Source organism: Actinomadura sp. (assembly GCF_044508335.1).
Classification (GTDB): domain Bacteria; phylum Actinomycetota; class Actinomycetes; order Streptosporangiales; family Streptosporangiaceae; genus Spirillospora.
This window is the reverse complement of sequence record NZ_JBIQHY010000080.1, coordinates 1-26739: the sequence shown is the minus strand read 5'-3', so window position 1 is coordinate 26739 and position 26739 is coordinate 1. Positions and strand designations below refer to the sequence as shown.

The 26739-nt window shown below is 73.6% G+C and carries 30 protein-coding genes, 1 tRNA gene and 1 riboswitch; of the genes, 15 read left to right on the top strand and 16 right to left on the bottom strand.

Annotated elements, in window-relative coordinates; all coding sequences use genetic code 11:
* The first annotated feature begins 74 nt into the window (after positions 1–74).
* Together ACIWVC_RS23900 and ACIWVC_RS23895 are read left to right on the top strand one after the other, a co-directional pair.
* Positions 75–1658, top strand: a complete 1584-nt coding sequence (locus tag ACIWVC_RS23900) for an MFS transporter (RefSeq protein ID WP_396450020.1) — start codon at positions 75–77, stop codon at positions 1656–1658.
* A tRNA-Leu gene (locus ACIWVC_RS23895) sits at positions 1621–1705 on the top strand. The genes ACIWVC_RS23900 and ACIWVC_RS23895 overlap by 38 nt, the downstream gene beginning before the upstream one ends.
* Positions 1706–1772: 67 nt before the next feature.
* Here ACIWVC_RS23895 and bcp read toward each other — a convergent pair.
* Positions 1773–2270: a thioredoxin-dependent thiol peroxidase gene (bcp, locus tag ACIWVC_RS23890; protein WP_396450018.1), complete on the bottom strand. Its 498-nt coding sequence runs from the start codon at positions 2268–2270 to the stop codon at positions 1773–1775.
* A 123-nt stretch (positions 2271–2393) separates the two neighbouring features.
* Here bcp and ACIWVC_RS23885 point away from each other — a divergent pair, with 123 nt between their 5' ends.
* Complete coding sequence (locus ACIWVC_RS23885) at positions 2394–2705, top strand: DUF3618 domain-containing protein (protein ID WP_396450016.1); 312 nt, start codon at positions 2394–2396, stop codon at positions 2703–2705.
* Here ACIWVC_RS23885 and ACIWVC_RS23880 read toward each other — a convergent pair.
* The 5 genes from ACIWVC_RS23880 to ACIWVC_RS23860 form a co-directional block, all read right to left on the bottom strand.
* Positions 2656–2943 (bottom strand): zf-HC2 domain-containing protein, encoded by a 288-nt coding sequence (locus ACIWVC_RS23880; RefSeq protein WP_396450014.1) that lies wholly within the window; start codon positions 2941–2943, stop codon positions 2656–2658. The two genes, ACIWVC_RS23885 and ACIWVC_RS23880, sit on opposite strands and share 50 nt — an antisense overlap.
* Before the next feature lie 32 nt (positions 2944–2975).
* Positions 2976–4247, bottom strand: a complete 1272-nt coding sequence (locus ACIWVC_RS23875; RefSeq protein WP_396450012.1) for a glycoside hydrolase family 4 — start codon at positions 4245–4247, stop codon at positions 2976–2978.
* The gene (locus tag ACIWVC_RS23870) at positions 4244–4915 is read right to left on the bottom strand and encodes an SIMPL domain-containing protein (protein WP_396450011.1); all 672 of its coding nucleotides are present in this window, start codon (positions 4913–4915) and stop codon (positions 4244–4246) included. Before ACIWVC_RS23870 ends, ACIWVC_RS23875 begins: the two co-directional genes overlap by 4 nt.
* 105 nt (positions 4916–5020) lie before the next feature.
* Positions 5021–6205 carry an amino acid deaminase/aldolase gene (locus ACIWVC_RS23865; protein WP_396450029.1) on the bottom strand — a complete coding sequence of 395 codons (1185 nt, stop codon included), beginning with the start codon at positions 6203–6205 and terminating at the stop codon, positions 5021–5023.
* A gap of 62 nt (positions 6206–6267) precedes the next feature.
* Positions 6268–7215 (bottom strand): alpha/beta hydrolase family esterase, encoded by a 948-nt coding sequence (locus ACIWVC_RS23860; RefSeq protein WP_396450009.1) that lies wholly within the window; start codon positions 7213–7215, stop codon positions 6268–6270.
* 184 nt (positions 7216–7399) lie between these two features.
* Here ACIWVC_RS23860 and purU point away from each other — a divergent pair, with 184 nt between their 5' ends.
* From purU to ACIWVC_RS23820, 8 genes are all read left to right on the top strand, one after another.
* Positions 7400–8248 carry a formyltetrahydrofolate deformylase gene (gene purU, locus ACIWVC_RS23855; RefSeq protein ID WP_396450007.1) on the top strand — a complete coding sequence of 283 codons (849 nt, stop codon included), beginning with the start codon at positions 7400–7402 and terminating at the stop codon, positions 8246–8248.
* A gap of 105 nt (positions 8249–8353) precedes the next feature.
* Positions 8354–8968: a DUF6286 domain-containing protein gene (locus ACIWVC_RS23850; RefSeq protein WP_396454591.1), complete on the top strand. Its 615-nt coding sequence runs from the start codon at positions 8354–8356 to the stop codon at positions 8966–8968.
* Between the two features lie 2 nt (positions 8969–8970).
* Positions 8971–9534, top strand: coding sequence for a hypothetical protein (locus tag ACIWVC_RS23845; RefSeq protein WP_396450004.1), 564 nt, complete (start codon positions 8971–8973; stop codon positions 9532–9534).
* A 337-nt stretch (positions 9535–9871) separates the two neighbouring features.
* Positions 9872–11536, top strand: coding sequence for an ATP-binding protein (locus ACIWVC_RS23840; protein WP_396454590.1), 1665 nt, complete (start codon positions 9872–9874; stop codon positions 11534–11536).
* Positions 11533–12204 carry a response regulator gene (locus ACIWVC_RS23835; RefSeq protein WP_396450000.1) on the top strand — a complete coding sequence of 224 codons (672 nt, stop codon included), beginning with the start codon at positions 11533–11535 and terminating at the stop codon, positions 12202–12204. Before ACIWVC_RS23840 ends, ACIWVC_RS23835 begins: the two co-directional genes overlap by 4 nt.
* A gap of 47 nt (positions 12205–12251) precedes the next feature.
* Positions 12252–12407 (top strand): hypothetical protein, encoded by a 156-nt coding sequence (locus tag ACIWVC_RS23830; RefSeq protein ID WP_396449998.1) that lies wholly within the window; start codon positions 12252–12254, stop codon positions 12405–12407.
* 402 nt (positions 12408–12809) lie between these two features.
* The gene (locus ACIWVC_RS23825) at positions 12810–13973 is read left to right on the top strand and encodes a thiolase family protein (RefSeq protein ID WP_396454589.1); all 1164 of its coding nucleotides are present in this window, start codon (positions 12810–12812) and stop codon (positions 13971–13973) included.
* A gap of 14 nt (positions 13974–13987) precedes the next feature.
* Entirely contained in the window at positions 13988–14434 is a 447-nt protein-coding gene (locus ACIWVC_RS23820; RefSeq protein ID WP_396449994.1) for a winged helix-turn-helix transcriptional regulator, read from the top strand.
* Here ACIWVC_RS23820 and ACIWVC_RS23815 read toward each other — a convergent pair.
* Positions 14402–14998, bottom strand: a complete 597-nt coding sequence (locus ACIWVC_RS23815) for a TetR/AcrR family transcriptional regulator (protein ID WP_396449992.1) — start codon at positions 14996–14998, stop codon at positions 14402–14404. The two genes, ACIWVC_RS23820 and ACIWVC_RS23815, sit on opposite strands and share 33 nt — an antisense overlap.
* Positions 14999–15087: 89 nt before the next feature.
* On the opposite strand from ACIWVC_RS23815, the gene ACIWVC_RS23810 reads away from it, so the two are divergent.
* The gene (locus ACIWVC_RS23810) at positions 15088–15549 is read left to right on the top strand and encodes a nuclear transport factor 2 family protein (protein ID WP_396449990.1); all 462 of its coding nucleotides are present in this window, start codon (positions 15088–15090) and stop codon (positions 15547–15549) included.
* A 3-nt stretch (positions 15550–15552) separates the two neighbouring features.
* Here ACIWVC_RS23810 and ACIWVC_RS23805 read toward each other — a convergent pair whose 3' ends face one another.
* The 3 genes from ACIWVC_RS23805 to ACIWVC_RS23795 form a co-directional block, all read right to left on the bottom strand.
* On the bottom strand, positions 15553–16176 hold the full coding sequence (locus ACIWVC_RS23805; protein ID WP_396449988.1) for a LysE family translocator: 624 nt from the start codon (positions 16174–16176) through the stop codon (positions 15553–15555).
* Positions 16177–16246: 70 nt separating this feature from the next.
* A complete protein-coding gene (locus tag ACIWVC_RS23800) occupies positions 16247–16684 on the bottom strand; it encodes a VOC family protein (RefSeq protein ID WP_396449986.1) in 438 nt (145 codons plus the stop codon).
* A gap of 1 nt (position 16685) precedes the next feature.
* Positions 16686–17249 carry a DinB family protein gene (locus ACIWVC_RS23795; protein ID WP_396449985.1) on the bottom strand — a complete coding sequence of 188 codons (564 nt, stop codon included), beginning with the start codon at positions 17247–17249 and terminating at the stop codon, positions 16686–16688.
* Positions 17250–17311: 62 nt separating this feature from the next.
* On the opposite strand from ACIWVC_RS23795, the gene ACIWVC_RS23790 reads away from it, so the two are divergent.
* Positions 17312–18277: a helix-turn-helix transcriptional regulator gene (locus ACIWVC_RS23790; protein ID WP_396449983.1), complete on the top strand. Its 966-nt coding sequence runs from the start codon at positions 17312–17314 to the stop codon at positions 18275–18277.
* On the opposite strand, the gene ACIWVC_RS23785 is transcribed toward ACIWVC_RS23790, so the two are convergent.
* The 5 genes from ACIWVC_RS23785 to ACIWVC_RS23765 form a co-directional block, all read right to left on the bottom strand.
* A complete protein-coding gene (locus ACIWVC_RS23785) occupies positions 18264–19634 on the bottom strand; it encodes an L-serine ammonia-lyase (RefSeq protein ID WP_396449981.1) in 1371 nt (456 codons plus the stop codon). The two genes, ACIWVC_RS23790 and ACIWVC_RS23785, sit on opposite strands and share 14 nt — an antisense overlap.
* Before the next feature lie 56 nt (positions 19635–19690).
* On the bottom strand, positions 19691–20947 hold the full coding sequence (gene glyA / locus ACIWVC_RS23780; RefSeq protein WP_396449979.1) for a serine hydroxymethyltransferase: 1257 nt from the start codon (positions 20945–20947) through the stop codon (positions 19691–19693).
* Positions 20944–21333 carry a glycine cleavage system protein GcvH gene (gene gcvH / locus ACIWVC_RS23775; protein WP_396449977.1) on the bottom strand — a complete coding sequence of 130 codons (390 nt, stop codon included), beginning with the start codon at positions 21331–21333 and terminating at the stop codon, positions 20944–20946. Before gcvH ends, glyA begins: the two co-directional genes overlap by 4 nt.
* A 15-nt stretch (positions 21334–21348) precedes the next feature.
* Complete coding sequence (gene gcvT, locus ACIWVC_RS23770; protein WP_396449975.1) at positions 21349–22488, bottom strand: glycine cleavage system aminomethyltransferase GcvT; 1140 nt, start codon at positions 22486–22488, stop codon at positions 21349–21351.
* A gap of 161 nt (positions 22489–22649) precedes the next feature.
* Positions 22650–22745: riboswitch (glycine riboswitch) on the bottom strand.
* Positions 22746–22794: 49 nt separating this feature from the next.
* The gene (locus ACIWVC_RS23765) at positions 22795–23151 is read right to left on the bottom strand and encodes a hypothetical protein (protein WP_396449973.1); all 357 of its coding nucleotides are present in this window, start codon (positions 23149–23151) and stop codon (positions 22795–22797) included.
* 232 nt (positions 23152–23383) lie between these two features.
* Between ACIWVC_RS23765 and ACIWVC_RS23760 the strand changes: the two genes are divergently transcribed.
* Entirely contained in the window at positions 23384–24682 is a 1299-nt protein-coding gene (locus ACIWVC_RS23760) for a M50 family metallopeptidase (RefSeq protein ID WP_396449972.1), read from the top strand.
* On the opposite strand, the gene ACIWVC_RS23755 is transcribed toward ACIWVC_RS23760, so the two are convergent.
* Positions 24672–25769: a PLP-dependent cysteine synthase family protein gene (locus ACIWVC_RS23755; protein WP_396449970.1), complete on the bottom strand. Its 1098-nt coding sequence runs from the start codon at positions 25767–25769 to the stop codon at positions 24672–24674. The two genes, ACIWVC_RS23760 and ACIWVC_RS23755, sit on opposite strands and share 11 nt — an antisense overlap.
* A gap of 88 nt (positions 25770–25857) precedes the next feature.
* Here ACIWVC_RS23755 and ACIWVC_RS23750 point away from each other — a divergent pair.
* A partial coding sequence (locus ACIWVC_RS23750) for a hypothetical protein (protein WP_396454588.1) occupies positions 25858–26739 on the top strand: 882 nt, incomplete at its 3' end.

Genomic DNA, 26739 nt, shown 5'->3' with positions numbered 1-26739 from the left:
CCCCGTCCCGCCGGCCGCCCCGGATTTATTCATCATGGTTGAAATATAGCCGGTGCGGGAGCGAGGGTCGAGGCATGAAGACCACAGCCACGCAAGGCCCGGGCACCGTCCACCGCGCGGTGCTGCCGGCCGTGATGCTGTCCCTCGCCACCGTCGTGTCGGCCGTCGCGTCGCTCAACACCGCGGTGCCGTCCATCGCCCGCGACACCCGCGCCGGGCTGACCGAGCTGTCCTGGATCATCGACGCCTACGCGCTCGTCTTCGCCGCGCTGCTGCTGCTCGGCGGCGCGATCGGGGACCGCTACGGGCGCCGCCGCGCGCTCGCCGCCGGGCTGGTCGTCTTCGGCGCCGGGTCGGCCGCCGCCGCCCTCGCCAGCGACCCGGGCTGGCTGATCGCGATGCGCGGCGTGCTCGGCGTCGGCGCCGCGCTGGTGATGCCGGCGACGCTGTCCACGATCACCTCGACGTTCCCGGCCGCGCAGCGCACCCGGGCGGTCGGCGCCTGGGCGGGCGTCGCCGGGGCGTCCGCGATCTTCGGGCTGCTGGTGTCCGGGAGCCTGCTGGAGGTGTGGTCGTGGCGGTCGGTGTTCTGGATGAACGTCGTCCTCGCCGTGGTCGCCCTCGTCGCGACGCTCGCGGTCGTGCCCGAGTCCGCCGACCCGGACGCCCCGCGGCTGGACGTGACCGGCGCCGCGATCACCGTCGCCGGGCTCGGCGCCGGCGTCTACTCGATCATCGAGGCGCCGACCGAGGGCTGGGGCAGCGCCCGCACGCTGCTCGGCCTCGCCGCGGCGGCGGTGATCCTCGCCGGGTTCGTCGTGTGGGAGCTGAAGCGGCCGAACCCGCTGCTCGACCCGCGGCTGTTCCGCATCCGGGCGTTCTCCGCCGGCGCGCTCTCGCTCACCCTGCAGTTCTTCGCCTTCTTCGGCTTCGTGTTCATCGTCCTGCAGTACCTGCAGCTGGTGAAGGGCGACAGCGCGCTCGTCGGGGCGCTGAGCCTGGTGCCGATGGCGCTCACGATGATGCCGTTCGCCCGCGTCATCGCGCCCCGCGCGGCGGCGAAGCTCGGCCCGCGCCGCGTCATCACGGCCGGCCTGCTGCTGGTCAGCGTCGGGATGCTCGTCTTCTCCCTGCTGGACGAGGACAGCACCTACTGGCTGCTGCTCGCCGGGCTGATCCCGCTCGGCGCCGGCGCCGGCCTCGCCATGACGCCCGCGACCGCGTCCATCACCGACGCGCTGCCCGCCGAGAAGCAGGGCGTGGGCTCGGCGATGAACGACCTGGCGCGCGAGCTCGGCGGCGCCCTCGGCATCGCCGTCCTCGGCAGCATCCTGCAGTCCGCCTACCGCGCGAACCTGGACCCGGCGGGCCTGCCCGCCCCGGCCGCGGAGCGGGCGAAGGAGTCGCTCGCCGGCGCGGTGCGGCTCGGCCCGCAGGTCGCCGAGCAGGCGCGGGCGGCGTTCGGCGACGGCGTCCAGGCCGCGTTCCTGACCGCGTCCATCGCGCTCGCCGCCACCGCCGTCATCGTCGCCGCCCTGTACCGCGCACCCCGCCCGCGGGCCGCGGAAACCGGTGCCGAGGCCGCCGATCAAGCCGATAAGCTGAACGAGGCAGGCACCGGCGGGCGTGGCGAAATCAGGTATACGCGGCAGGTTTAGGTCCTGTTGGTGGCGACACCGTGGGGGTTCGAATCCCCCCGCCCGCACCCGGCCCGCGCGCTGCGCGGGCCGAGGCGTCGGTCCGGGAGGCCCCGTCGCGGGAGCCAGGGGCCGTCAGATGCCCAGGTCGCGGCGGAGGCGCTCCACGTGGCCCGTCGCCTTCACGTTGTAGTACGCCTTCTCCACCGTGCCGTCGGCGCCGATGACGAACGTGGACCGGATGACGCCGACGACGACCTTCCCGTACAGCTTCTTCTCCCCGTACGCGCCGTACGCCCGCAGGACCTCGGCGTCCGGGTCGGACAGGAGCGGGAACGTGAGCCCCTCCTTCTCCCGGAACTTCGCCAGCTTCGCCGGCTTGTCCGGGGAGATGCCGACCACGGTGACGCCGGCGGCCTGCAGATCGGCCAGGCTGCCCTCGAAGTCGACGGACTCCTTGGTGCAGCCGGGCGTCAGCGCCGCCGGGTAGAAGTAGAGGATGACGCGCCGGCCGCGCAGCGAGGCCAGCGAGACGGTGGCCCCGTCGGCGTCGGGAAGCTCGAACTCGGGGGCGACGTCCCCCGGCTGCAGCCGCTCGGACACCCTGACCCGCCTTTCGCTCGGATGGTGCATCCGAGCGTACCGGCCGGGGGTTGGGCGGACGTCCACGGGCAAGACCTGCAACACTGTTCGGATCATGCTTCGCTCGCGGTCTCGCCCCACCGCGAGTACGCCCGACACGATTAAGGACACGGCATGGCTGACAGGTTCGGCGACCCGGAGGAGCTGGAACGCCATATAGAGCGCACCCGCCGTGAGCTCGCGCGCACGGTCGACGAGCTCGCGGACCGGGTCAACCCGAAGAACGTCGCGCACCGGGGCGCCGAGCGGCTCAAGGAGGAGGCGGGCCAGGTCGCCAGGGCGTTCGGCGCGCTGGTCCGGCCCGCCGGCGAGGACGAGGACGGTCAGGACGGCGGGATCGACAAGCGGCTGGTGCTCGCGGGCGTCGGGGCCGCGGTCACCGTGACCGCCCTGGTCCTCTGGCGCCGTAGGCGCAGGCGCCGCTGAGGCCCGCTCTGGAGGCGCCGGTCCGCGGTCCGCGGCCGGCGCCTTTGCGTACCGGGCCGGGACCGCGCACGGAGTGCACGAGCAGCTCGGCCACGCCGCGCAGCTCGGCCAGCTCGGCGCGGCAGGGCGGGCAGCCCCGCAGGTGCGCCGACAGCGCGTCGGCCTCGGCGCCGGCCAGCCGCCCGATGGCGTAGACGCCGAGGCCGAGCCGGTACGCCCCGCAGTCCGTTGCTCCCACGCCATGCAGTACGGGACGGCGGCCCGCCCCGTTCAGCGGAACTGCGGGAGATGGTCGCGGTGCGCGGCGAGGCCCTCGTCCAGGATCTTCTCGGCGGTGTGCTTGCTCCGCACGAACGGGTGCGCCATGAGGGCCTGCAGCGCGGTGCGGCGGTCGCCGGTGACGGCCGCCTCGGACGCGAGCCGCTCGTAGCCGTGGATCGCCTGGGTGAGGCCGCGCACCGGGCCGGGCAGGGGGCCCATCGTCAGCGGAACGGGCCCGGACCGCCCGACCAGCGACGGGACCTCCACGATCGCGTCGGCGTCGAGCGAGGAGACCGCCCCGCCGTTGCGCGTGTTGACGATCATCCGGCGGCCCTCGTCGCGGTGCAGCGCGCAGATGACGTCGACCGCGAACTCGCCGTGCTCGCCGCCGCCGCGCTCCCGGGACGGGTCCGGGTCGGCCTTCCGCGACTCCGCGGCGACCTGCTCGTAGTAGGCGGGCAGCATGGCGAGGATGTCCTGCGCGCGGGTCGTGCCCTTCGCGCGCAGTTCCTCCACCACCTCGTCGTGGAAGAAGTAGTACTTGGCGTAGGAGTTCGGCAGGAGGCCGAGCGCCTTGGCGAGCTCGGCCATCCGCGACGGGTCGCGCCACGGCGTCGCGCCGCCGCCGGGGACGTCGAGGCCGTCCAGCAGCGCCGGAAGGTCGAGCGGGCGTCCGTCGAGCCGGACCCGCTCCGCCCAGGTGGCGTGGTTGAGCCCGATCCAGTCGGCCTCCAGCCCGGCGGACGGCAGGCCCAGCAGGCCGGCCCACATCTCGGTGTCGCCGATGAACTGGTCGCACAGCCCGATGATCCGCGCGCCGGTGTGGCGGGCCACGGCGTCGGTGACCACGTTCGTCGGGTTCGTGTAGTTGACGATCCAGGCGTCCGGGTCGGCCGCGGCGGCGATGTCGAGCAGGACGGGCACCGACCGCAGCGCCATCAGGAACCCGCCCGGCCCGGCCGTCTCCTGCCCGACGACGCCGTGCTTCAGCGGGATCGACTCGTCCAGGTGCCGCGCGGCCAGCCCGCCCGGGCGGAACGTGGTGAACACGTAGGACGCGCCGTCCAGCGCCGCCTTGAGGACGGTGTGCGACGACACGGTGAGCGCGGCGCCCCGCGCGGCGAACATGTTCCGCGCGAGCCGCGTCATGACGTCCAGGTGCTCGGCGTCGATGTCGTAGCAGGCCAGCTCGGTGCCGGCGAGGTCGTCGGCGCGGTGCAGCAGGCCCCGGATGACGCCCGGCATATAGCCGCTGCCGGCCCCGACGATCGCGACCTTCACCGCGGCTCCAGGTCGGGCTGCGTCGCGGTGAAGCGGGCCTCGACCGCGGCGCGGACGATCTGCGTCTCCGGCTCCAGGTCGATCGGCTCCGGCTCCTCGGCGGCGCCGCCCGGCGCGCGCCCGTACGCGGCGGCGAGCGCGACCGGGGCGTCGGGGATGCGGCTGAGCCCCTCGTCCGACAGCTCGACGAGCCCGGTGAGCCGCGCGCCGAGCGCCTCGGCGTAGCTGCGGGCGCGGGCCACCGCCTCGTGCGCCGCCTGCCGCGCGGCCCGCCCGTACACCTCGCTGTCGCGCCGCAGCTCCCAGTCGGGCCCGCTGACGAACGTCCGCTCCAGGTCGCCGAGCCGGGTCACCAGCTCGCCGAGCACTCCGAAGTCCACCACGGCGATCTTGATCCACACGGTGCCCCGGTAGGCGCGGACGTCGCCCTCGCGCCGCCGGTACTTCAGCAGCGGCGTGATCGACAGCCCGCCCGTCTCCACCCTCTCCACGGCATCGCCGTAGGACTCGACCAGGTCGAGGCAGCGCCGGTTGCGCTCGGTGAGGCGGTCGAGCGCGGTGCGCCGGTCAGACTCCTGCGACTGGACGTGCACCGACAGCCGCGCGATCTCCGGCTCGGCCTCCAGCACCGCCTCACCGCGAACACTGATCAGGGGAGCATCGCTCATGCCCCCAACCTACGCGCAACAGGTCTTGAGCCTCAGCCGTCGGCACGGGCGGCGCCGCCCGACCGGCAGGGGATTCGAGGGAGTCGCCCCCTTTAGTCGCCCCCTTTAAAGGAACGTCCGCCCCTCGCCCCGGTACGTGGGGACGGTGCGGACGCGGCGGTCGCCCTCGATGAGGTGCAGGGCGTCGAACCGCTCGCACAGCTCGCCGGCCTTGGTGTGCCGGAACCAGACGCGGTCGCCGATGGACAGCAGGTCGGCGGCCCGGCCGAGCAGCGGCGTCTGCACCTCGCCGGCGCCCTCGTTCGGGTCGTAGGACAGCCCGGTCGGCAGGTACGGCTGGGGCAGCCGGACGGCGTCGGCGGGGCCGGACGCCAGGTAGCCGCCGCCGAGGCACGTCGCGACGCCGGGCGCGGGGCGCCGGACGACGGGCAGCGCGAACAGCGCGGCGGGCCGCCCGGTGAAGTTGGAGTACTGGTCGAACAGGTGCGGCTGGTAGAGGCCGGAGCCCGCGGCGACCTCGGTGACGGCGCGTTCGGCGGCGGTCTTCTCGACGCTGCCGGTGCCGCCGCCGTTGACGAACTCCAGGTCGGTCAGCTCGCGGACGGCCCGCACGATCGCGGCGCGTCGCCGGGCCAGCTCCAGCCGGGACTGCCGCTGCATGGCGCGGATGACCCGGCCGCGCGCGGGGCGCCCGGGCGGGAGGTCCCCGACGCCGGCGATCTGCGACTCGTAGGCCATCAGCCCGACGAGGTCGAGCGAGGGCCGCTTGAGTATCCGTTCGGCGAACGCGCTCACCTCGGCGGGGGTGCGCAGCGGCGAGCGCAGCGCGCCGATCCGGACCCGGCCGCCGAGCGGCCGGTAGGAGGCGTCGATGTCGATGCAGACGCGGATCCGCCGGTCGCCCGCGGCGCCCTCGATCAGTTCGAGGTGCTCGGGGGAGTCGACCATCAGCGTGATGGCGCGGGCCGCCGCCGGGTCGGCGGCGAGCGCGGCGATGGCGGTGCGGTCGGCGGTCGGGTAGGCGACCAGGATGTCGTCGCTGACGCCCCGCTCGGCCAGCCACAGCGCCTCGGGGAGGGTGAACGCCATGACCCCGGCGAACCCGTCCATGGCGAGGACGTCCTCCAGGAGCGCCCGGCAGCGCACGGACTTGCTGGCGACGCGGATCGGCTTGCCGGCGGCGCGGCGCACGAGGCCGGCGGCGTTGGCGCGGAAGGCCGCGAGGTCGACGACGGCGAACGGCGCCTCGATCCCGGCGGTCGCGGCGTCATAGCGGTCCCGGAGGTTCATGCTCGTCACACTGCCACACTAACCGCTAATGTGAAAAGCTCTCACGTACCGCCGCCGGGCTCTCACGCACCGCCGCGGGGATGGGACGCGAAGAAGTCCCACAGCATGGGGGCGGCCTCGTCCGGCCACTCGTGCCCGCCGCCCTGGATCTTGCAGAAGGTCACCGCCACGCCCCGCCTGCCCTTCCCGGTGCTCCGGCAGTCGGTGTCGCCGCCGCGCGCCTTCACCGGCTCGTGCGGCTCGGGCAGCCCGGCGCGCTTGCGCCAGAACTCGACCGCCTCGGACACGGGCGGGAACGGGCGCTTGTCGTTGAAGTCGCGGTCGCCGCCCCCGTGGAACGGGACGTTCCGGTCCGCCGTCCCGTGGAAGATCATCGCGGAGACCGGGCGGTCCGGATCGCAGCGGGTCACCAGCGCGCCCTCGACGACCCCGATCGCCGCCACCTTGTCCGGCTTCTCGCAGGCCATCCTGTACGCCATGCCCGCGCCGTTGGAGAACCCGGTGACGTAGACGCGCTCCGGGTCGGCGAGGCCGGCGCCCGTCAGCTCGTCGATCAGCTTGGTCAGGAACCCGACGTCGTCGATGTCGCCGATCTTCGCGGCGCCGCAGCAGTCGCCCGCGTTCCAGGTGGTCATGAAGCCGTCGGGGTAGGCGACGAGGAAGCCGTGCTCGTCCGACAGCGCGTCGAAGCCGGTCAGGTCCTCCATCTCGCCCATGTTCGCGAGCCCACCGTGCAGGGCGATGACGAGCGCGGGCGGGTCGGCGGGCCTGCCGTCCTCCCACTCGCCGTCCGACACCTTGGCCGGGACGTGCAGGAGGAACTCGCGGTGCCCGAACGTCCCCACGTCGATCTTCTGCTTGTGCGTGCCCCGGGAGGTGGGGATCCCATCGACCTTCGCGGGGCGCCCGCCCTTCTCGCCCTTCGTGCCGTGCTCCTCGGTGCAGCCCGCCAGGACGCAGCCCGCCAGGACGAGGGTGACCGCCAGTGCCACGAGCAGGATTCGCCGCATGCAGGCAAAACTAACCTCAACGGAAGCCCGCAAACTACTCATCAGTAAACGAAGCGGCCCGTGCCGCGACGACGGCTCCTTTCACCGGGTGACACGGTGAAAGGACGGCGGCGGGACGCCCGGAGGCCGCGTAAGCTCGAAGGGATCCCTTCCGAGCCGCCGCGTCGCGATAAGAGTGAGACCGTTGAGCGAATTCGTCCTGACCCTGTCCTGCCCGGACCGGCCCGGCATCGTCGCGGCCGTCTCGGGACTGCTGGCCGAGCGCGGGTGCAACATCCTGGAGAGCCAGCAGTTCGGCGACGGCGAGTCCGGCACGTTCTTCATGCGGGTGCAGTTCGCGGCGCTGGACGACACCGACCCCGACGAGCTGCGCGGCGCGTTCGCGTCGCTGGCGCCCGAGCTCGGGCTGGAGTGGCGGCTGCACCCGCTCGCCGAGCGGCAGCGCGTCCTGATCATGGTGTCGAAGGGCGGGCACTGCCTGAACGACCTGCTCTACCGGACGCGGTCGGGGCTGCTCGACATCGACATCGTCGCCGTCGCGTCCAACCACCCCGACCTGCGTCCCCTCACCCAGTCGTACGGGATCGACTACCACCACCTCCCGGTGGGGCCCGGCGGCAAGGCGGCGCAGGAGGCGGAGATCCTGACGCTGGTCGAGCACTACCGCGCCGACCTCGTCGTCCTCGCCCGCTACATGCAGATCCTGTCCGACGACTTCTGCGCCAAGCTGCCGGGGCGGATCATCAACATCCACCACTCGTTCCTGCCGAGCTTCAAGGGCGCCCGCCCCTACCACCAGGCGCACGCGCGCGGCGTCAAGCTGATCGGCGCCACCGCGCACTACGTCACCGCCGACCTGGACGAGGGGCCGATCATCGAGCAGGAGGTCGCGCGCGTCGACCACACCCACAGCCCGGAGGAGCTGGTGGCGGTCGGGCGCGACGTCGAGTGCCTCGCGCTGGCCCGCGCGGTCCGCTGGCACGCCGAGCACCGCGTCCTGCTCAACGGCGACCGGACCGTCGTCTTCCGCTGACCTGCGGTTTTCCGTGAGATGTCGGCATGGCGTGTTTCACTCTGCGTGGCCATGCCTCACGATGAGTGAGGATGTCGGACGTGCCGATGGCTCACGGGGGTGGCTATGGCCGAGGCGTTGGTCCATGACCTGATCGAGGAGGAGCGGAGCCGCCGGGAGGCCCGGCGGCTGGCCCTCCGCGCGTTCCGGCCGCGCCGCGCGTTCGCGGGGTTCGCCGCGGCGCTGCTGGTGACGGCGGCGGGCGGGACGGCCGCGATCGAACTGCTGGCCGCGGCCCTCGGGTCCGCGGTGCACCCGGTGCCGGGGGTGGCCGCGCTGGCCGGCGTCCTGCGCCGGCGCACGTGGGACGACCCGAACGTCGTCGTGGTCGCGGGGGCGGTCGCCGCGCTCGGGGCCGCGTTCCTGGCCGCGGCGCTGCCCGGCCGGCTGCGCGGGGTGCCGCTGGACGGCGCCGACCCGCGCCAGGCCGGCCTCATCGGGCGGGCCGCGCTGCGCCGGTCGCTGGCCGACGCGGCGCTCGGCGTCCCCGGCATCGAGCGGGCCCGCGTCCGCGGCCTCGGGGTGTTCCGGCGGGGCCTGGTCGTGCGGGCCGGCACCCACTACCGGAACCCGGCGAACCTGGCCGACCTGGTCCGGGCCGCCGTCGACGCGCGCCTGGACGGGATCGAGCCGATGCACCGGCCGGACGTCGAGGTCCGGCTCGGCTGGCGGAAGGACTGACGATGCGGATCGCGATCGCGATGACCGGGGCGGTGCTGCTGCTGGCCGGCGCGTCCGCCGCCGCCCTCGGGCTGGGCGCGTTCGACGCGTTCGGCGCCCTGTCGGGCCGGCCGCTGCTCGACCCCGCGCTGGTGCGGTTCGCGGACGGCGCCGGGTGGTTCCTGCCGGCCGCGGCGGGCGCCGCCGAGGCGCTGGCGCTCGCCGGGCAGCTGTGGCTCGTCCTGCAGTGCCGCACGCTGGTCCACCGGTGGTGGCCCGACCTGGACGCCGAGACCCGCGCCCGGGAGCGGGCGGCCCGCGGCGACCTCGACCGGGACGTGCGCGCGCTGCCCGGCGTCGAGGACGTCCGCGCCCGCCTCACCGGCACCGCCGACCGGCCGCGCCTGCTGCTGACCGTCTCCTGCGCGGGCGACACGCTGGTCGGCGAGGTGTACGGGGAGCTGGGCGCGGGACCGGTGGAGCGCTACCGGCGCGCGATCGGGATGCCCGACCTGCCGGTGGTGGTGCGCTTCCGCCCGGTGTTCGCGCGCCCCCGCCGCCGCGACCCGCAGCCCGAGACCGCCTGACGGCCGCCCGGCGCCGGCCGAGTGGCACCGGCCGCCCGGCACCGGCCGCCGGGCACCCCTGCCGTATCCGGCGGCGTGTCGAGAATCGGCGGAAGAGCGGCGCCCGTCCCGGGTCGATCCGGGACGGGCGCCCGCTCGTCGGCGGACGCCCATGCGCCGGGACGGACGGCGCATGCACACGGCGGGCGCCCGCGGTGGGGGGAGGCCGCGCAGGTCGGGAGCGTGGTCGGCGCAGGGGCGGACCCTGCGCCGCCACTATGCGACATTCCTGTGACGGCGGTCACGCTTGTGTACATTTCGTTCACGGCGTGTCCGGAACGGGAGGTGCGAGCATCCGATGCGGCGTCCCCACTGGGCGGTGCCCGCGAACTGGAGCGTGGCCCGGCAGCTGCTCGTGCTGCAGGCCGCGATCGTCGGGCTGCTCGTCGCGGCCGGCGCCGTCCTCGCCTACCTGGACGCCGGCCGGTCCGCGGACGACGGCGCGGCGCAGACCGTCACGGCGGTGGCGCTGAGCATCGCGGACGCGCAGAACGTCCGGGCGGCGCTCGCCGCCCCCGATCCGAGCGCGCTGCTGCAGCCGTACGCCGAGCGCGTCCGGTACGACACCGGCGTCGACTTCATCACGATCATGAGCCCGCAGGGGATCCGGTACACGCACCCGAACCCGGCCCGGATCGGCGGGCACTTCGTCGGCAACACCGCGCCGGCCGTCGCCGGCCGCACGTTCACCGAGACCTACACCGGCACGCTCGGCCCGTCCGTGCGGACCGTCACGCCGGTCTTCGACGACGAGCACGAGGTCGTGGCGCTCGTCGCGGTCGGCATCACGGTCCGGGTGATCACCGCCGAGCTGCGGCAGCGGCTGCTGGCGCTCGCCGCCGTCGCCGGCATCGTGCTCGCCGCGGGGATGGCCGGCAGCTACCTCGTCTCGGCCCGGCTGCGCCGGCAGACCCGCGGCGTCGCGCCCGGCGAGCTGCGCGAGATGTTCGAGTACTACGAGGCGATCCTGCACGCCGTCCGGGAGGGCCTGCTCATCCTCGACCGGGCGGGGCGCGTCGTGCTGTGCAACGACGCCGCCCTCGACCTGCTCGGCCTGCGCTCCGGCCGGCCGGACGGCGCGGCGCGGGCGCGGCCCGGCCGGTCGCCGGTGCTGCCCGCGCCCGACCTGCGCGGGCGCCCCGTCACCGAGCTCGGCCTGCCGGACGAGCTGGTCGCCACGCTCGTCGCGCCGGAGCCGCGCTCGGACGAGATCCATGTCGGCGACACCCGCGTCCTGGTGGTGAACACCTCGCCCGTCCGGTCCCGCGACCGGGCGATGGGCAACGTCGTCACCTTCCGCGACCACACCGAGCTGCAGAGCCTGAACGGCGAGCTGGACACCGTCCGCGGCTTCGCCGAGTCGCTGCGCTCGCAGGCGCACGAGGCCGCGAACCGCCTGCACACGGTGGTGTCGCTGGTCGAGCTGGGCCGGCCCGACCAGGCCGTCGCGTTCGCCACCGCCGACCTGGCGGCCGCGCAGCGCCTCACCGACCGGGTCGTCGGCTCCGTCACCGAGCCCGTCCTCGCGGCGCTGCTGCTGGGCAAGTCGGCCGAGGCCGCCGAGCGCGGCGTCGAGCTGGTCATCAGCGAGGACACCGCGATCGAGGGGACGGTCGAGGTCCGCGACCTCGTCACCATCCTCGGCAACCTGATCGACAACGCGGTGGAGGCGGCGATCGCGAACGCGCCCGCCCGGCCGCCGCGGGTCGTCGTCACCGCGCGGGAGGACGCCGGTACGCTCCTGCTGGAGGTGTCCGACAGCGGGCGGGGCGTCGACCCGTCCGACGTGCCTGACATGTTCCGGCGCGGCTGGACGACCAAGACGTCGGGCGGCTGGCCGGTGGGGCACGGGCTCGGCCTCGCGCTGGTCGGCCAGGCCGTGCGGCGGCACGGCGGCGAGATCCGGGTGGGGCACGACGACGGCGCCGTGTTCACCGTCCGCATCCCCCTGGACCAGCGATGATCGAAGTGCTCGTCGTCGAGGACGATCCGGTGGCCGCCGAGGCGCACCGCACCTACGTGGAGCGCGTCTCCGGCTTCACCGTCGCCGGGGTCGTGCACTCCGGCGCGGACGCGCTCCGCTTCTGCGAGCGGAACCCCGTCGACGTCGTGCTCCTCGACTTCTACCTGCCGGACACGCACGGCCTCACCGTCTGCCGCGCGCTCCGCGCCGGAGGCCGCGACGTGGACGTCATCGCCGTCACCTCCGCGCGCGACCTGGCGGTGATCCGCTCGGCCGTCTCCGTGGGCGTCGTCCAGTACCTCCTCAAGCCGTTCACGTTCGCCTCCCTGCGCGACAAGCTCGACCGCTACGCCCGCTTCCGCGAGCAGGCGGCCCGCGCCGGCGAGGTCAGCGGCCAGGCCGACGTGGACGGGATGCTCGCCACCCTGCGCACCCCCGACCACCGGGCGCTGCCGAAGGGCATGAGCGACGAGACGCTCCAGGCCGTCACCGACGTGCTGTCCCGCGCGTCGGAGGGCCTGTCGGCCGCCGCGGCCGCCGACCTCACCGGCGTCTCCCGCGTCACCGCGCGCCGCTACCTGGAGTACCTGGCGCAGAACGGCATGGCTCAGCGCAAACCGCACTACGGGCAGGTCGGCCGCCCGGAAGTGCGCTTCTACCCCTGCTAGACGGGGTACCTATGGGACGACAGTGAAGCGACATCGGGGGAGTCGTCGTGACCGACAAGCCTGGCAAGCCCGAGGGCGGGGCGAACACCCAACCGGAGCGCGCGGAGGACCCGCCCCGCGCCGAGCAGGCGGCGGGCAAGCCCCAGAAGAAGAAACCGGGCGACGCGGCCCGCAAGATGCGCGCGATGTTCGAGGGCCGCTGACGGCCGCACCCTGACGCCCGGACGCGAGTCCGGGCGTTCCCATGTTTGCGACACCTTTGGGTGTGATTTGTCGGCCATATCCCCGTACGGGACTAACGTCCGAAGTGAACGTGACGTCGAGGGCATCGAGGAGGCGTGCTTGTCCCACCGTGAGAAGCCGGGCGGCTCCGATCGGGGGCCCTTCGACGTATGGAGGGAACAGACGGACCACGGCATGGGCCCCTCCCGCTGAGCGGCCCGACACCCGGGGACCGCGGCATCACGCCGCGGCCCCCGGGTTTTGTCATGCGGGCCCCGGGGCCGATGTGAGGCATCGCACCCGGCAGGGTGGGTTGTGTTTTCCAACTCAGTGGCCGGATACTGCGGGGGAGTGAGTTGGAAAAACCAACGGAGGTGGCGGACATGCGGGACGCGGTGATCGTGGAGGCGGTGCGGACTCCGCTGGGCAAGGGCAAGGCGAACGGGTTCCTGCACGGCGACCATCCGGCCGACCTGCTGGCGCGGACGCTGAAGTCGCTCGTCGAGCGGGCCGGGATCGACCCGGCGGAGGTCGACGACGTCATCGGCGGCGTCGTCACGCAGGCCGGCGACCAGGCGCTCAACGTCACCCGGACGGCCGTGCTCGCCGCCGGGTTCCCCGAGAGCGTCCCCGCCATGACCGTCGACCGGCAGTGCGGCTCGTCCCAGCAGGCCCTGCACATCGCGGCGCAGGGCGTGCGGAGCGGCGCCTACGACATCGCGATCGCCTGCGGGGTCGAGTCGATGTCGCGGGTGCCGATGGGGTCGAGCGTCCTGCCGGGGAGCGACCCGTTCGGGACGATGCTGCGCGAGCGGTACCCGGACGGGCTCGTCGGGCAGGGCATCAGCGCCGAGCTGATCGCCGCCCGCTGGGGCCTCGCGCGCGAGGAGCTCGACGCCTACGCCTACGAGTCGCACCGCCGCGCCGCCGACGCGTGGAAGAACGGCGAGTTCGACCGGGAGGTCGCCTGGGCGGGGCAGTGGGACGAGACCGTCCGCCCGGGGACGTCCCCGGAGGTCCTCGCCGGGCTCAAGCCGGCCTACTACGACGAGCGCACGGCCGAGCGCTTCCCGGAGATCGAGTGGAAGATCACCGCGGGCAACGCGTCCCCGGTCAACGACGGCGCCGCCGCCGTCCTGGTCATGGGCGCGGACGTGGCCGAGCGCCTCGGCCTGCGCCCCCGCGCCCGCTTCCACGCGTTCGCGGTGACCGGCGACGACCCGCTGCTGATGCTCACCGCGATCATCCCGGCGACCGAGAAGGTGCTCCGGCGCGGCGGCCTCATCCTGGACGACATCGACCTGTTCGAGGTGAACGAGGCGTTCGCCCCGGTCGTCCTGGCCTGGCAGCGCGAGACCGGCGCCGACCTGGGGCGGGTCAACGTGCGCGGCGGCGCGATCGCGATCGGCCACCCGCTCGGCGCCAGCGGCGCCCGCATCATGACGACGCTGCTGCACGCCCTGGAGGACCGCGGCGGGCGGTTCGGCCTCCAGACCATGTGCGAGGCGGGCGGCATGGCCAACGCCACCATCGTCGAAAGGCTCTGACTAGGCTTCGTGCCATGCCCAAGGACGCCGACCCGCGCGAATGCTCGGTCGCCGACACCCTCGACCTGGTCGGCGAGCGCTGGAGCCTCCTCGTGATCCGCGAGCTGAGCTACGGCGTGCGGCGGTTCGACCAGATCGTCCGCAACACGGGCGCGTCCCGCGACATCCTGGCGTCCCGGCTGCGCAAGCTGGAGGCGAACGGCATCATCCGGCGCGAGCGCTACAGCGACCACCCGGCCCGCTACGAGTACCACCTGACGCCCGCGGGCGCGGAGCTGTGCGACGTGCTGCTCGTGCTGATGCGGTGGGGCGACCGGCACCTGCACCCCGACGACCCGCCCGTCCGCTGGCAGCACTCCTGCGGCGAGCCGGTCAGCCCCGTGGTCGTCTGCCGCCACTGCGGCGGCGAGGCCCGCGTGGGCGCCCACTCACCCACCGGCCGCGGCGCCCGCACCTCCTGAGGCCGCGTCCAGCAGGGCGCGGGCGCCGGCCCGCGCCCGCGCGGCCGCGGCGGGGTCGCCGTGGACGCCGGCCACCACGATCGCCCCCTCGGCGAGCAGGTAGACCGCCTCGGCGGCGGCCGGGGCGACGGCGGAGACCAGCTCGGCCACCTGGTCGTGGAAGGCGCGCTTGTGCGCGCGGGCCGCCTCCGCGATCGCCGGGGCCGACGGGCCGAGCTCGCCGTGCGCGTTGACCCATGCGCAGCCGCGGAACCCGGGCTCGGCGAACCAGGCGCCGAGCCAGTCGAACAGCGCGAGCACGCGCTCCCGGGGGTCGGGCACGGTGTCCAGGTGGGCGGCCAGCGCTCCGCGCCAGCGCCGGTCGCGGCGGTCCAGGACGGCGACGATCAGCGCCTCCTTGGTGGGGAACAGCCGGTAGACGCGCTTGAGGGGGAGCCCGGCGGCGTCCCGCAGCTCGTCCATGCCGACGGCCTGGATGCCCTTCCGGTAGAAGAGGTCCTCGGCGACGTCGAGCAGCGTGCGGCGGTCCAGGGCCTGCTGCTCCTCGGTGATCGCTGCGGGCATCGCCACTCCGGCTTGACGTTGAGAACGGACGTTTTCTACCTTAGGCGACGTAGATTGAGAACGTACGTTCTCAACTTGAGGAGGCCACGATGCCGGAAGACCGCCCGCCCTACCCGCCGTTCACCGAGGAGACCGCCCGGCAGAAGGTCCAGGCCGCCGAGGACGCCTGGAACACCCGCGACCCGGAGCGGGTCGCGTCCGCCTACACGCCGGACTCGGTGTGGCGGAACCGGGACCGGTTCATCACCGGCCGGGACGAGATCATCGCCTTCCTGAAGGAGAAGTGGGAGCGGGAGCTCGACTACGCGCTGCGCAAGAGCCTGTGGGGCTTCCGGGAGAACCGGATCGCCGTCCGGTTCCAGTACGAGTGGCACGACGACGGCGGCCAGTGGTGGCGCAGCTACGGCAACGAGCTGTGGGAGTTCGACGAGCGCGGCCTGATGCGCCGCCGCGAGGCGAGCATCAACGACGTGCGGATCGCCGAGTCCGACCGCCGCATCCGCGGCCCGCGCCCGGAGGCCGAGCACGGCGCCGACATCCCGATCCGGTAGCGGTCACCGCTCCGCGGCCAGGCGGACGCCCAGGCCGATGAAGAGGGTCCCCACCGCCGTGTTGAGCCGCCGCCGCGCCGCGCGGCGGCGGCGCAGCCACTCCCCGATCCGGCCCGCGAGGACGCCGACCGTGCCGTCCACGAGGAACTCCAGCACGATCAGGACCGCCCCCAGGAGCGCGAACTGCAGCCACACGTGCCCCAGCGCCGGATCGATGAACTGGGGCAGGAAGGCGATCGTGAAGGTGACCATCTTCGGGTTCAGCAGGTTGGTCAGCAGCCCGTTGAGGTAGGCCCGCCGGCCCGACACGCCCGCCGGCGCCGCGTCCGGCACGTCCCCGCGGTGCCGCAGGGTCTGGACGCCCAGGTAGACCAGGTACGCGGCGCCCGCGGTCCGCACCACCGTGAACGCGACCGGCACCGCCGCGAACAGCGCCGCCAGCCCGGCCGCGGCCACCGCCACGTGGACGGCCTCGCTCGTCGCGACCCCGGCCGTGGCGAGCAGCCCGGCCCGCGCGCCGCCCCGCATCCCGCAGCCGAGGACGAACAGCATGTCGGGCCCGGGAATGACCATGGCGACGACCGAGGTCGCGAAGAACAGGGCGAGCAGGTGCGGATCGACGGGCATGCCGTGATCCTCACACGCCGCGGCCCGCCCGGGGAAATCGGATCAGGCGGGGCCGCGGCGCTCGGGGCGGTCAGTCGAGGCAGAACTCGTTGCCCTCGGGGTCGGCCATCACGATGTGGCCGGCGCCGAGCGGGGGCGCCGGATCGTGGCGCTGGAGGCGGGCGGCGCCGAGGGAGACGAGGCGTCCGGCCTCGGTCTCCAGGGCGGCCATCCGGGCGTCGCCCTCAAGGCCGGGCGCGGCCCGGACGTCCAGGTGCACGCGGTTCTTGGCCTGCTTGCCCTCCGGGACGCGCTGGAAGAAGAGGCGGGGGCCGGCGCCCTCGGGGTCGACCACCGCCGAGGCGTCGTTGCGCCGCTCGGGCGGGACGCCCATCGCCTCCAGGGCCTCGTCCCAGGACGCGAAGCCGCCGGGCGGGTCCTGCAGCCGGTAGCCGAGGACCTCGGCCCAGAACGCCGCGAGGGCGGCCGGGTCGGCGCAGTCGAAGGTGATCTGTACGTCGCGGGCCATGTCAGCTCGCCTCCCGTCGGGTGTGCAGGTAGAGGTCGCGGAGCAGGCTCACCTCGGCGAGGTGGTGGATCAGCTCCCGGTTGATGTGCAGGACGAGCGTCGCCATCGGCTCCTCGGCGTACGGGCCCTCGGCGGGCCCGCAGGGGCGCGCCAGGCCCTCCTCGCCCAGGGACTCGACGCCCGCCAGCCAGGTCGCGTACTCGGCGTCGAGCTGCGCCAGCGCCCCGGCGGCGGTCCCGGCGTACTCGAACGTGTCGTAGTCCGTGGCCGCGCGGCCGAAGTGCGAGGCGCTGCGCATCGCGAGCACGCCGACGATGACGTGCGCGAGCCGCCAGGCGACCGTCGTGAACGGCGGCGGGTCGGGCGGCGGGAACGCGAAGTCGATCGTCATCGCGCCGGCCCCGGCCCGCACCGGTGCGGTGCCGGTGCCGCGCGGGCGGACGCTCCAGCAGCCGGGGGCCGGCTCCCAGAAGTACTCGTCGTCCGTGAGCCCGTCGAGGCGGGGGCGGAGCTGGTTGTCCCAGTGCCAGGCGATCTGGTCCCGGAGCATGGTGTTCCACGTCATGGCACCCAGCCTTCCCCCAATTGCGGACAGGAACGTTCCGCGATGTGTGCCACGATGACCGCGTGACCGTTGAGGCGACGACCGAGCGGGTGCTGCGGCTGCTCGCGCTGCTGCAGCGCAGGCCGTCCTGGACCGCCGCCGAGCTCGCCGCCGAGCTCGGGGTGACCGACCGCTCGGTGCGCCGCGACGTGGAGCGGCTGCGCGCGCTCGGGTACCCCGTCCGCGCGGCGGCGGGCGTCGGCGGCGGCTACCGGCTCGGCGCGGGCACCCGGCTGCCGCCGCTGCTGCTGGACGACGAGGAGGCGATCGCGACCGCGGTGTCCCTGCGCATGGCCTCGGGCGGCACGGTCGCCGGGGCGGGCGAGGCGGCGCTGCGGGCGCTGGCGAAGCTCGACCAGGTGATGCCGCCCCGGCTGCGCGCCGAGGTGCGCGCGGTGCACGGCGCCACCGAGACCCTCGTCGGCCCCGGGGTCGAGATCGACGCCGAGGTGCTCGTGACGCTCGCGCGGGCCTGCCGCGACGCCGTCCGGGTGCGGTTCCGGTACGCCGCCCCCGGCGGCGGGGAGCGGGAGCGCACGGTGGAGCCGGTGCGGATGGTCGCCACCGCCCGCCGCTGGTACCTGATGGCCTGGGACGTCGACCGCGGCGACTGGCGCACGTTCCGGCTCGACCGGATGCGCGAGGTGGCGGCGACGACCTGGCATTTCCGGCCGCGGGAGCATCCGGACCCGGTCGCCTACGTCCAGCGCTCCGTCACGGAGGCGCCGTACCGCCACCTCGCCCGGGTGCGGCTGCGGGCCGAGGCCGGCCGGGTGCGGGAGCTGGTGCCGCCCCAGGTGGGCCGGGTCGAGGAGGACCGCGACGGCTGGTGCGTCCTCATCGCGGGCGGGGACGATCTCGATTGGCTCGCCGTGCACGTGGTGCGGCTGGGCTTCGAGGCCGAGGTGCTGGAGCCCGCCGAGCTGCGGGCCGCCGCCGCCCGGCTCGCCCGCCGCCTGGCGGCGATGTCCGGGGTCAGCATTCGATGACGTTGACGGCCAGGCCGCCGCGCGAGGTCTCCTTGTACTTGTCGAGCATGTCGCGGCCGGTGTCCCGCATGGTCTTGACGGCCTTGTCGAGGGTGACGAAGTGGCGGCCGTCGCCGCGCAGCGAGATGCGCGCGGCGCTGATGGCCTTGATGGCGCCGATCGCGTTGCGCTCGATGCAGGGGACCTGGACCAGGCCGCCGACCGGGTCGCAGGTCAGGCCGAGGTTGTGCTCGATGCCGATCTCGGCGGCGTTCTCGACCTGCTCGGGGGTGCCGCCCAGGACCTCGGTGAGGCCGGCGGCGGCCATGGAGCAGGCGGAGCCGACCTCGCCCTGGCAGCCGACCTCGGCGCCGGAGATCGAGGCGTTCTGCTTGAACAGGACGCCGATCGCGCCCGCGGTGAGGAGGAAGCGGACGATGCCCTCGTCGCCGCCGGGCAGGAAGCGGTCGTAGTAGTGCAGGACGGCCGGGACGATGCCGGCGGCGCCGTTCGTGGGGGCGGTGACGATGCGCCCGCCGGCGGCGTTCTCCTCGTTCACCGCGAGCGCGAAGAGGGTGACCCAGTCCATCGCGTGGAGCGGGTCGGACGCCTTCTCGGCCGAGAGCCCGCGGTGGAGCTGGGGCGCGCGGCGGCGCACCTTCAGCCCGCCGGGGAGGAGGCCCTCCCGGGTGCAGCCCCGGGCCACGCAGTCCTGCATGACGCGCCAGAGGGCGAGCAGCTCCTCGCGGACCTCCTCGGGGGTGCGGCCGAACGCCGTCTCGTTCTCCAGCATCAGCGCGGAGACGGACAGGCCCGTCTCGCGGCAGCGGTCGAGGAGGGCGGCGGCCGTGTCGAACGGGTGGGGGAGGACGGTGTCGTCGGCCTTGATGCGGTCGGCGCCGGTGGCGTTCTCGTCCACGACGAAACCGCCGCCGACCGAGTAGTAGACCTTGGACCGCAGCTCTTCGCCGCCGCCGGCGTAGGCGGTGAAGCGCATGCCGTTGGGGTGGCCGGGCAGCGACTCCCTGCGCTCGAAGCGCAGGTGCTCGTTGACCACGAAGGGGATGTCGTGGTCGTCGAAGAGGCGCAGCGCCCCGCGTTCGCGGATCGCCGCCAGGCGTTCGTCCACCCGGTCCACGTCGACCAGTTCCGGCTTGTCGCCCTCCAGGCCGAGCATGACGGCCTTGTCGCTGCCGTGGCCCTTGCCGGTGAGGCCCAGCGAGCCGTACAGCACGACCCGCACCGAGGCGGTCTTCTCCAGCAGCCCGTCGCGTTCCAGGCCGCGGGCGAAACGGTGGGCCGCCGCCATCGGGCCGCCGGTGTGGGACGACGACGGGCCGATGCCGATCTTGAACAGGTCGAAGACGCTGATGGCCATGAGCTACCTCGTTGTAGCTGCGCCCCCTCCCGGTGGCGGGAGGGGGCGCGGAGACGTCACAGGTCGGGATACAGGGGATGCTCGTCCGCCAGCGCCTTCACCCGGGCCGCGAGGGCGTCGCGGTCGAAGGACGGCTGGAGGGCGAGCGCGATCACGTCCGCGACCTCCGCGAAGTCGTCGGCGGTGAAGCCGCGGGTGGCGAGGGCCGGCGTGCCGATGCGCAGGCCGGACGTGACCATCGGCGGGCGCGGGTCGTTCGGCACCGCGTTGCGGTTCACCGTGATGCCGACGTCGTGCAGGCGGTCCTCGGCGTCGCGCCCGGTGAGGTCGGAGTCCACCAGGTCGACCAGGACGAGGTGGACGTCCGTCCCGCCGGTGAGGACCTTCACGCCCGCCTTGGCGGAGTCCTCGGCGAGGAGGCGCTCCGCGAGCAGCTTCGCGCCCTCGACGGTGCGGGCCTGCCGGGCCTTGAACTCCTCCGACGCGGCGATCTTGAGGGCGACGGCCTTGGCGGCGATCACGTGCTCCAGCGGGCCGCCCTGCATGCCGGGGAACACCGCCGAGTTGATCTTCTTGCCGAACTCCTCGCGGGCGAGGATCAGCCCGCCGCGCGGGCCGCCGAGCGTCTTGTGCGTGGTCGTCGTGACGATGTCCGCGTGCGGGACCGGCGACGGGTGCAGCCCCGCCGCGACGAGCCCGGCGAAGTGCGCCATGTCGACCATGAGCAGCGCCCCGACCGAGTCGGCGATCTTGCGGAACGCCGGGAAGTCGAGCTGCCGCGGGTACGCCGACCAGCCCGCCACGATCATCTTGGGCCGGTGCTCGGCCGCGAGCGAGGCGACCTCGTCCATGTCGACCAGGCCGTCCTCGGCGCGGACGTGGTACGGCACCACGTTCAGCGTCTTGCCCGAGTAGTTCAGCCGCATCCCGTGGGTCAGGTGGCCGCCGTGCGCGAGGTCGAGCCCCAGGATCGTGTCGCCGTGCTGCAGCAGCGCGAAGTACACCGCCGTGTTGGCCTGCGCCCCGCTGTGCGGCTGGACGTTCGCGTGCTCGGCGCCGAACAGCGCCTTCGCCCGGTCGATGGCGAGCTGCTCGGTGACGTCGACGTACTCGCAGCCGCCGTAGTACCGCCTGCCCGGGTAGCCCTCGGCGTACTTGTTCGTCAGCACGGAGCCCTGCGCCTCCAGCACGGAGACCGGCGCGAAGTTCTCCGACGCGATCATCTCCAGCGTGGACTGCTGGCGGCGCAGCTCCGCGGCGACGGCCTCGGCGACCTCGGGATCGGCCGCCGCGAGGGAGTCGTAGAGGCTCATGCTTCCTCGATCAGCTTCTCGTAGGCGGCCGAGTCGAGCAGGTCGCCGGGCTCGTCGGAGATCCGCACCTTGAAGATCCAGCCCTCGCCGTACGGGTCGTCGTTGATCACCTTCGGCTCGTCCACCACCGCGCTGTTGATCGCGGTGACCTCGCCGCTGACCGGGGAGTACAGGTCGCTCACCGACTTGGTCGACTCGACCTCGCCGCAGGGCTCGCCCGCCTCGACGGTGTCGCCCTCGGACGGCTGCAGCTCGAGGTAGACGATCTCGCCGAGCGCGTCGGCGGCGTGCGCCGTGATGCCGACGGTGACGATGCCGTCCTCGCCGCCGAGGCCGGACACCCACTCGTGCTCTTCGCTGTAGCGGAGCTGCTCCGGAACGCTCACGATGTTCTCTCTCTTTCAGGGACGCTTGTAGAACGGCAGGTCGACCACGTCCACCGGCTCGTGCCGGCCGCGGACGTCCACGGCCAGGCCCGACTCCTCGACGCCGCTGTCGAGGTAGGCCAGGGCGATCGGCTTGCCCAGTGTGGGCGAAGGGGCGCCGCTCGTCACCACCCCGCACGGCGTGCCGCCGGACGTGACGACCTGGTACCCCTTCCGCGGCGCGCGACGCCCGCGCGCGGCCAGTCCCACGAGCCTACGGCCCGGCGGGGTCTGCGCCTGCGCCGCCAGGGCCGCCTTGCCCACGAAATCGACGGGCTTGTCCAGCTTCACGACCCGGCCGAGGCCCGCCTCGAACGGGTTGGTCTCGGCGGTCAGCTCGTTGCCGTACAGCGGCATGCCCGCTTCCAGGCGCAGCGAGTCGCGCGCCGCGAGCCCCGCCGGGACGACCCCGTCCACCGCGGCGAGCGCCCGCCACAGCGGGACCGCGTCGGAGGCGTCCACGAACAGCTCGAAGCCGTCCTCGCCCGTGTACCCGGTGCGGGCGACCAGCGCGTCGACGCCCGCGACCCGGTCCGCCAGGATCGCGTAGTACCTGAGGCCGGCGAGCGTCGCCTCGGTGAACCGTTCGAGGATCTCCTGCGAGCGCGGGCCCTGCAGGGCGATCAGCGCGTAGGCGTCGGAGCGGTCGTCGACGACCGCCTCGAAGCCCGCCGCCCGCTCGGTCAGCGCGTCCCGGACGACGGCGGTGTTCGCGGCGTTCGCGACGACCATCCAGGTCTGCGCTTCGCCCCCGCGGCCGCCTCCCGCCGCCTCCCGGTCGGCGAGCCGGTACACGATCAGGTCGTCGAGGACGCCGCCGTCCGGCGCGCAGAGCATCGTGTAGCGGGCCTTGCCGACCGCCATCGGGGACAGGTTCCCGACCAGCGCGTAGTCGAGGGCCGCCCCGGCGCCCGGCCCGGACACGAAGATCTCCCCCATGTGCGACAGGTCGAACAGCCCGGCGCCGGTGCGGACGGCCTCGTGCTCGGCCGTCTCGCTCCTGTAGCGCAGCGGCATCAGGTAGCCGGCGAAGTCGACCATGTTCGCGCCGAGGTCCCGGTGGACCTCGTGCAGCGGGGTGGTCTTCGGCTCGGCGGACTTTGACTCGGCGGACATCGGTTCGGCTCCTTCGTCACGGGCGCGTGGTCCATCGTCCCACTCGCGCACCGGGCGTCTCGGTGCCTCCCCCTCTGTCATCTGCGCCTGAGAGCTTCACCCGCCTGCACGCGGGCTTTCACCTTCGGCGGGGGACCGGGTCCCCGCTTTCCAGAGGTCGCCTGGCCCGTGCGGTCCGTGGGCCTGAGAGGTTCCGGGGAGGATTTGCTCCTTCGGCGCCCCACGCCGGCTGCGTGGGACTCTCCCGCACGGGATCAACGGCTGACCGCAAATCTAGCAGCGGCCCTGCCCCGCGACCACCCGCCGTCAGCCCGCCGGCGACGGCGACGCGGACAGCGACCTCACGCACGCCCGCAGGGCCGCCTTCATCTTCTCCAGCTCCGCCTTGCCGGGCGTCGTCGACGGGTTCGGGCTCGGCAGTTTCACGCCCTGGCGGTGCATGCAGTCGTTGAACCTCTCGGCCGCGCTGGACGGTCCGGGCGTCGGCGCGCCGCCTTTCCCGGGCGCGCCGGACGGCGCCGACGCCGGTGCCGAGGCCGCGGGCGAGGGCGGTGCGCCTTTGCCGTCGCCGGAGCCGCCGTCGCCGGAGCCGCCGTCGCCGGAGCCGCCGCATCCGCTGAGCGCCAGCACGAGCGCCAGCACCGCCACATGACCGAGCTTCAAGGTGGACCTCCGTGCACCGGGGACGGGACCGGCCCATGATGCGCGGGCGGGGCGGCGCGCGGATATCGCGGCGCGTGCCAATGCCGCGGGCCCGGTTTAGCAACTCGCATCAAACGGGCGTCCGCGCAGTCTCGGTTGACTTAAACCGGATCGGGTTCCGTAACGTACCCTGAGTTGGTCACCCGAGATCACCCGCGGTGAGCGCGGGCGCACGAGTTGAAGGGCACGCCGGATGGTCTACCTGGCGGGAATGCTGATCCTGTTCTTCGGCCTGCTGGTGTCCATCGCGCTGCACGAGCTCGGGCATTTCTCCTTCGCCAAGCTCTTCAAGGTGCGGACGACCCAGTTCATGGTCGGGTTCGGGCCGACGATGTGGTCCAGGCGCAAGGGCGAGACCGAGTACGGCGTCAAGTGGATCCCGCTCGGCGGCTACATCCGCATGATCGGGATGCTGCCGCCGCGCAAGGGCGACGCCCCCGGGCAGGTGCGGCAGGTCAGCACCGGCCCGTGGCAGGGGCTCATCGAGTCGGCCCGCGGCGCCGCGATGGAGGAGATCAGGCCGGGCGACGAGGACCGCGTGTTCTACGCCAAGAAGTGGTGGCAGAAGATGCTCATCATGTTCGGCGGCCCCGCGATGAACCTGGTGCTCGCGGTGATGTTCTTCGCGATCCTGCTGATGGGGATCGGCGTCAAGCAGCCGCAGCCGGTGATCGAGCAGGTCCACGACTGCATGGTGCCCGCCAGCCAGTCGCAGCTGAAGGACTGCCCGGCGAACGCCGCCCCCACCCCGGCCGCGCAGGTCGGGCTGAAGGCCGGCGACCGTATCGTGTCGTTCGGCGGCAAGAAGATCGACGACTACGACGAGCTGCGGGTGCTGATCCGCGACAGCGGCGGCAGGACCGTCCCGATGACCGTCGAGCGCGGCGGGCGGAACCTGCGGCTCGACGTGCCGATCACCCGCAACCAGATGCACGACCTGGACGACCCCGACAAGATCGTCAACGTCGGGTTCCTCGGCATCACGCCGGCGCAGGCGATGGAGCGGCAGGGGCCGGGCGCGGTCGCGAGCACGATGACCGACCTGACCGCGCGCACCGCGGGCGCGCTCTTCCGGATGCCGCAGAAGATGGTCGGCGTCTGGAACGCCGCGTTCGGCGACGAGAAGCGCGACCCGAACGGGCCGGTCGGCGTCGTCGGCGTCAGCCGGATCGGCGGCGAGGTCGCCGCGTCCCACGACTACACCGGCGCCGAGAAGGTGTCGTTCTTCGTGATGCTGCTCGGGTCGCTGAACCTCGCGGTCGGGCTGTTCAACCTCGTCCCGCTGCTCCCGCTGGACGGCGGCCACATCGCCGGCGCCCTGCTGGAGGCCGTGAAGAAGGCGTTCGCGAAGATCTTCCGCAGGCCCGACCCCGGCTACGTGGACGTCGCCAAGGCGCTGCCGGTCACGTACGTGATGGCGGTCGTGCTGATCGTCATGGGCGGCCTGCTGATCTACGCCGACCTCGTGAACCCCGTCACCGTCACGGGATAGCGGGCATCTCGCCCGTCTTCCGGAAATCGTTCAGCGCGGCGAGGTAGGGCTCGATGTCGAGGCCCTGCGCGGCGAGCCACGCGTCCGACCCGTAGGTGCCGGAGTAGCGCTCGCCGCCGTCGCAGATCAGAGTGACGACGCTGCCGCGCTCGCCGCGCGCCCGCATCTCCGCGATCAGCTCCGCCGCGCCCCACATGTTGGTGCCGGTCGAGCCGCCCACGTTGCGGCCGCTGACCTCGGCCGTCCAGCGCATCGCCGCGACGGACGCCGCGTCCGGCACCCGGATCATCCGGTCGATGACCGTCGGCAGGAACGACGGCTCCACGCGGGGCCGGCCGATGCCCTCGATCCGCGAGCCGGCCGCCGTCCGGTCCGGGTCGCCGTCGGCGAACGAGCCGTGGAACGCCGAGCCCTCGGGGTCGACGACGGCGAGCCGCGTCTGGAACCGCCGGTAGCGCGCGTACCGGCCGATCGTCGCGGACGTCCCGCCGGTGCCCGCGCCGACCACGATCCAGGACGGCTCCGGGAACCGCTCCAGCCGCATCTGCTCGAAGATCGACTCGGCGATGTTGTTGTTGCCGCGCCAGTCCGTCGCGCGCTCGGCGTAGGTGAACTGGTCCATGAAGTGCCCGCCGCACCCGGCCGCGAGCCGCCGCGCCTCGTCGTAGATCGCGGACGGGTCGTCCACCAGGTGGCAGCGGCCCCCGTGGAACTCGATCAGCTGGATCTTCTCCGGGCTGGTCGAGGCGGGCATCACCGCGATGAACGGCAGGCCGAGCAGCCGCGCGAAGTACGCCTCCGACACCGCCGTGGACCCGCTGGACGCCTCGATGACCGTGGTGTCCTCGCGGATCCAGCCGTTGGCCAGCCCGTAGAGGAACAGCGACCGCGCGAGCCGGTGCTTCAGCGAACCCGTCGGGTGGACCGACTCGTCCTTCAGGTACAGGTCGATGCCCCACTCCGGCGGCAGCGGGAACACGTGGAGGTGCGTGTCCGCGCTGCGGTTGGCGTCGGCGTCGACCAGCCGGATCGCCTCGGCGATCCAGGCCCGGTACCCGGGGTCGCAGCGGTCCACGATGCGGCTCACGTCGGTGTTCTCCTCGATCGTCGTCGATCGGCCGGGTCCCACGATATCCGCGCATGTCACGGTGCATCATGGAGGCAGCGGGGGGCAGATGATCGAGATGTTCGACGAACGGATCGTGGCGACCGGGCGGCTCCCGCTGTTCGGCTTCTTCGTCGCGTTCCTGATCACTTTCGTGCTGACGCGGGTGAACGTCCGGCTGATCCGGGCGGACGTGCGCTGGTGGTTCAACAACGTGACCGCCGGCGACGTGCACATCCACCATGTCGTGTTCGGCGTCGTCCTGATGCTGGCGGGCGGGGTCGGCAGCCTCGCCGTACCGGACGCCTACACGGGCCTGAGCGTCGCGGCCGCCGCAGTGTTCGGCATGGGCTCCGCCCTCGTCCTGGACGAGTTCGCGCTCATCCTGCACCTCCAGGACGTCTACTGGACGGAGAAGGGCCGCGCGTCCGTCGACGCCGTGTTCGTCGCGATCGCGGTGACCGGGCTGCTGCTGCTCGGGATCCGCCCGCTCGGCTACGAGGGCATCGCGCCCGACCCCGGCACCGGCATCCTGACCCGCGTCTACGTGGCGTCCCTGGTCATCAACCTGGTGTTCGCGGTGATCACGCTGCTCAAGGGCAAGATCTGGACCGGCCTCATCGGCCTGTTCGTCCCCGCCCTGCTGATCGTCGGCGCGATCCGGGTGGCGCGGCCGGGCTCCCCGTGGTCGCGCTGGCGCTACCCGCCGGATTCGCGCCGCTACCAGCGGGCCGTCCGCCGGGAGAGGCAGATCCGCCGGCCGCTCATCCGCGGCAAGATCTGGGTGCAGGAGTTCATCGCGGGGCGGCACGACCTCATCCCGCCCGACCTGCTGCAGCGCCGCGCGGACGCGGCCGAGCGCGCCCGCGTCCGGCGGCTCGAACGCGCCGAGCGGCGCGCCGCCGCCCGCGAGGAGCGCCGCGCCGCCGCCCGCGCCGAACGCAAGGCCGCC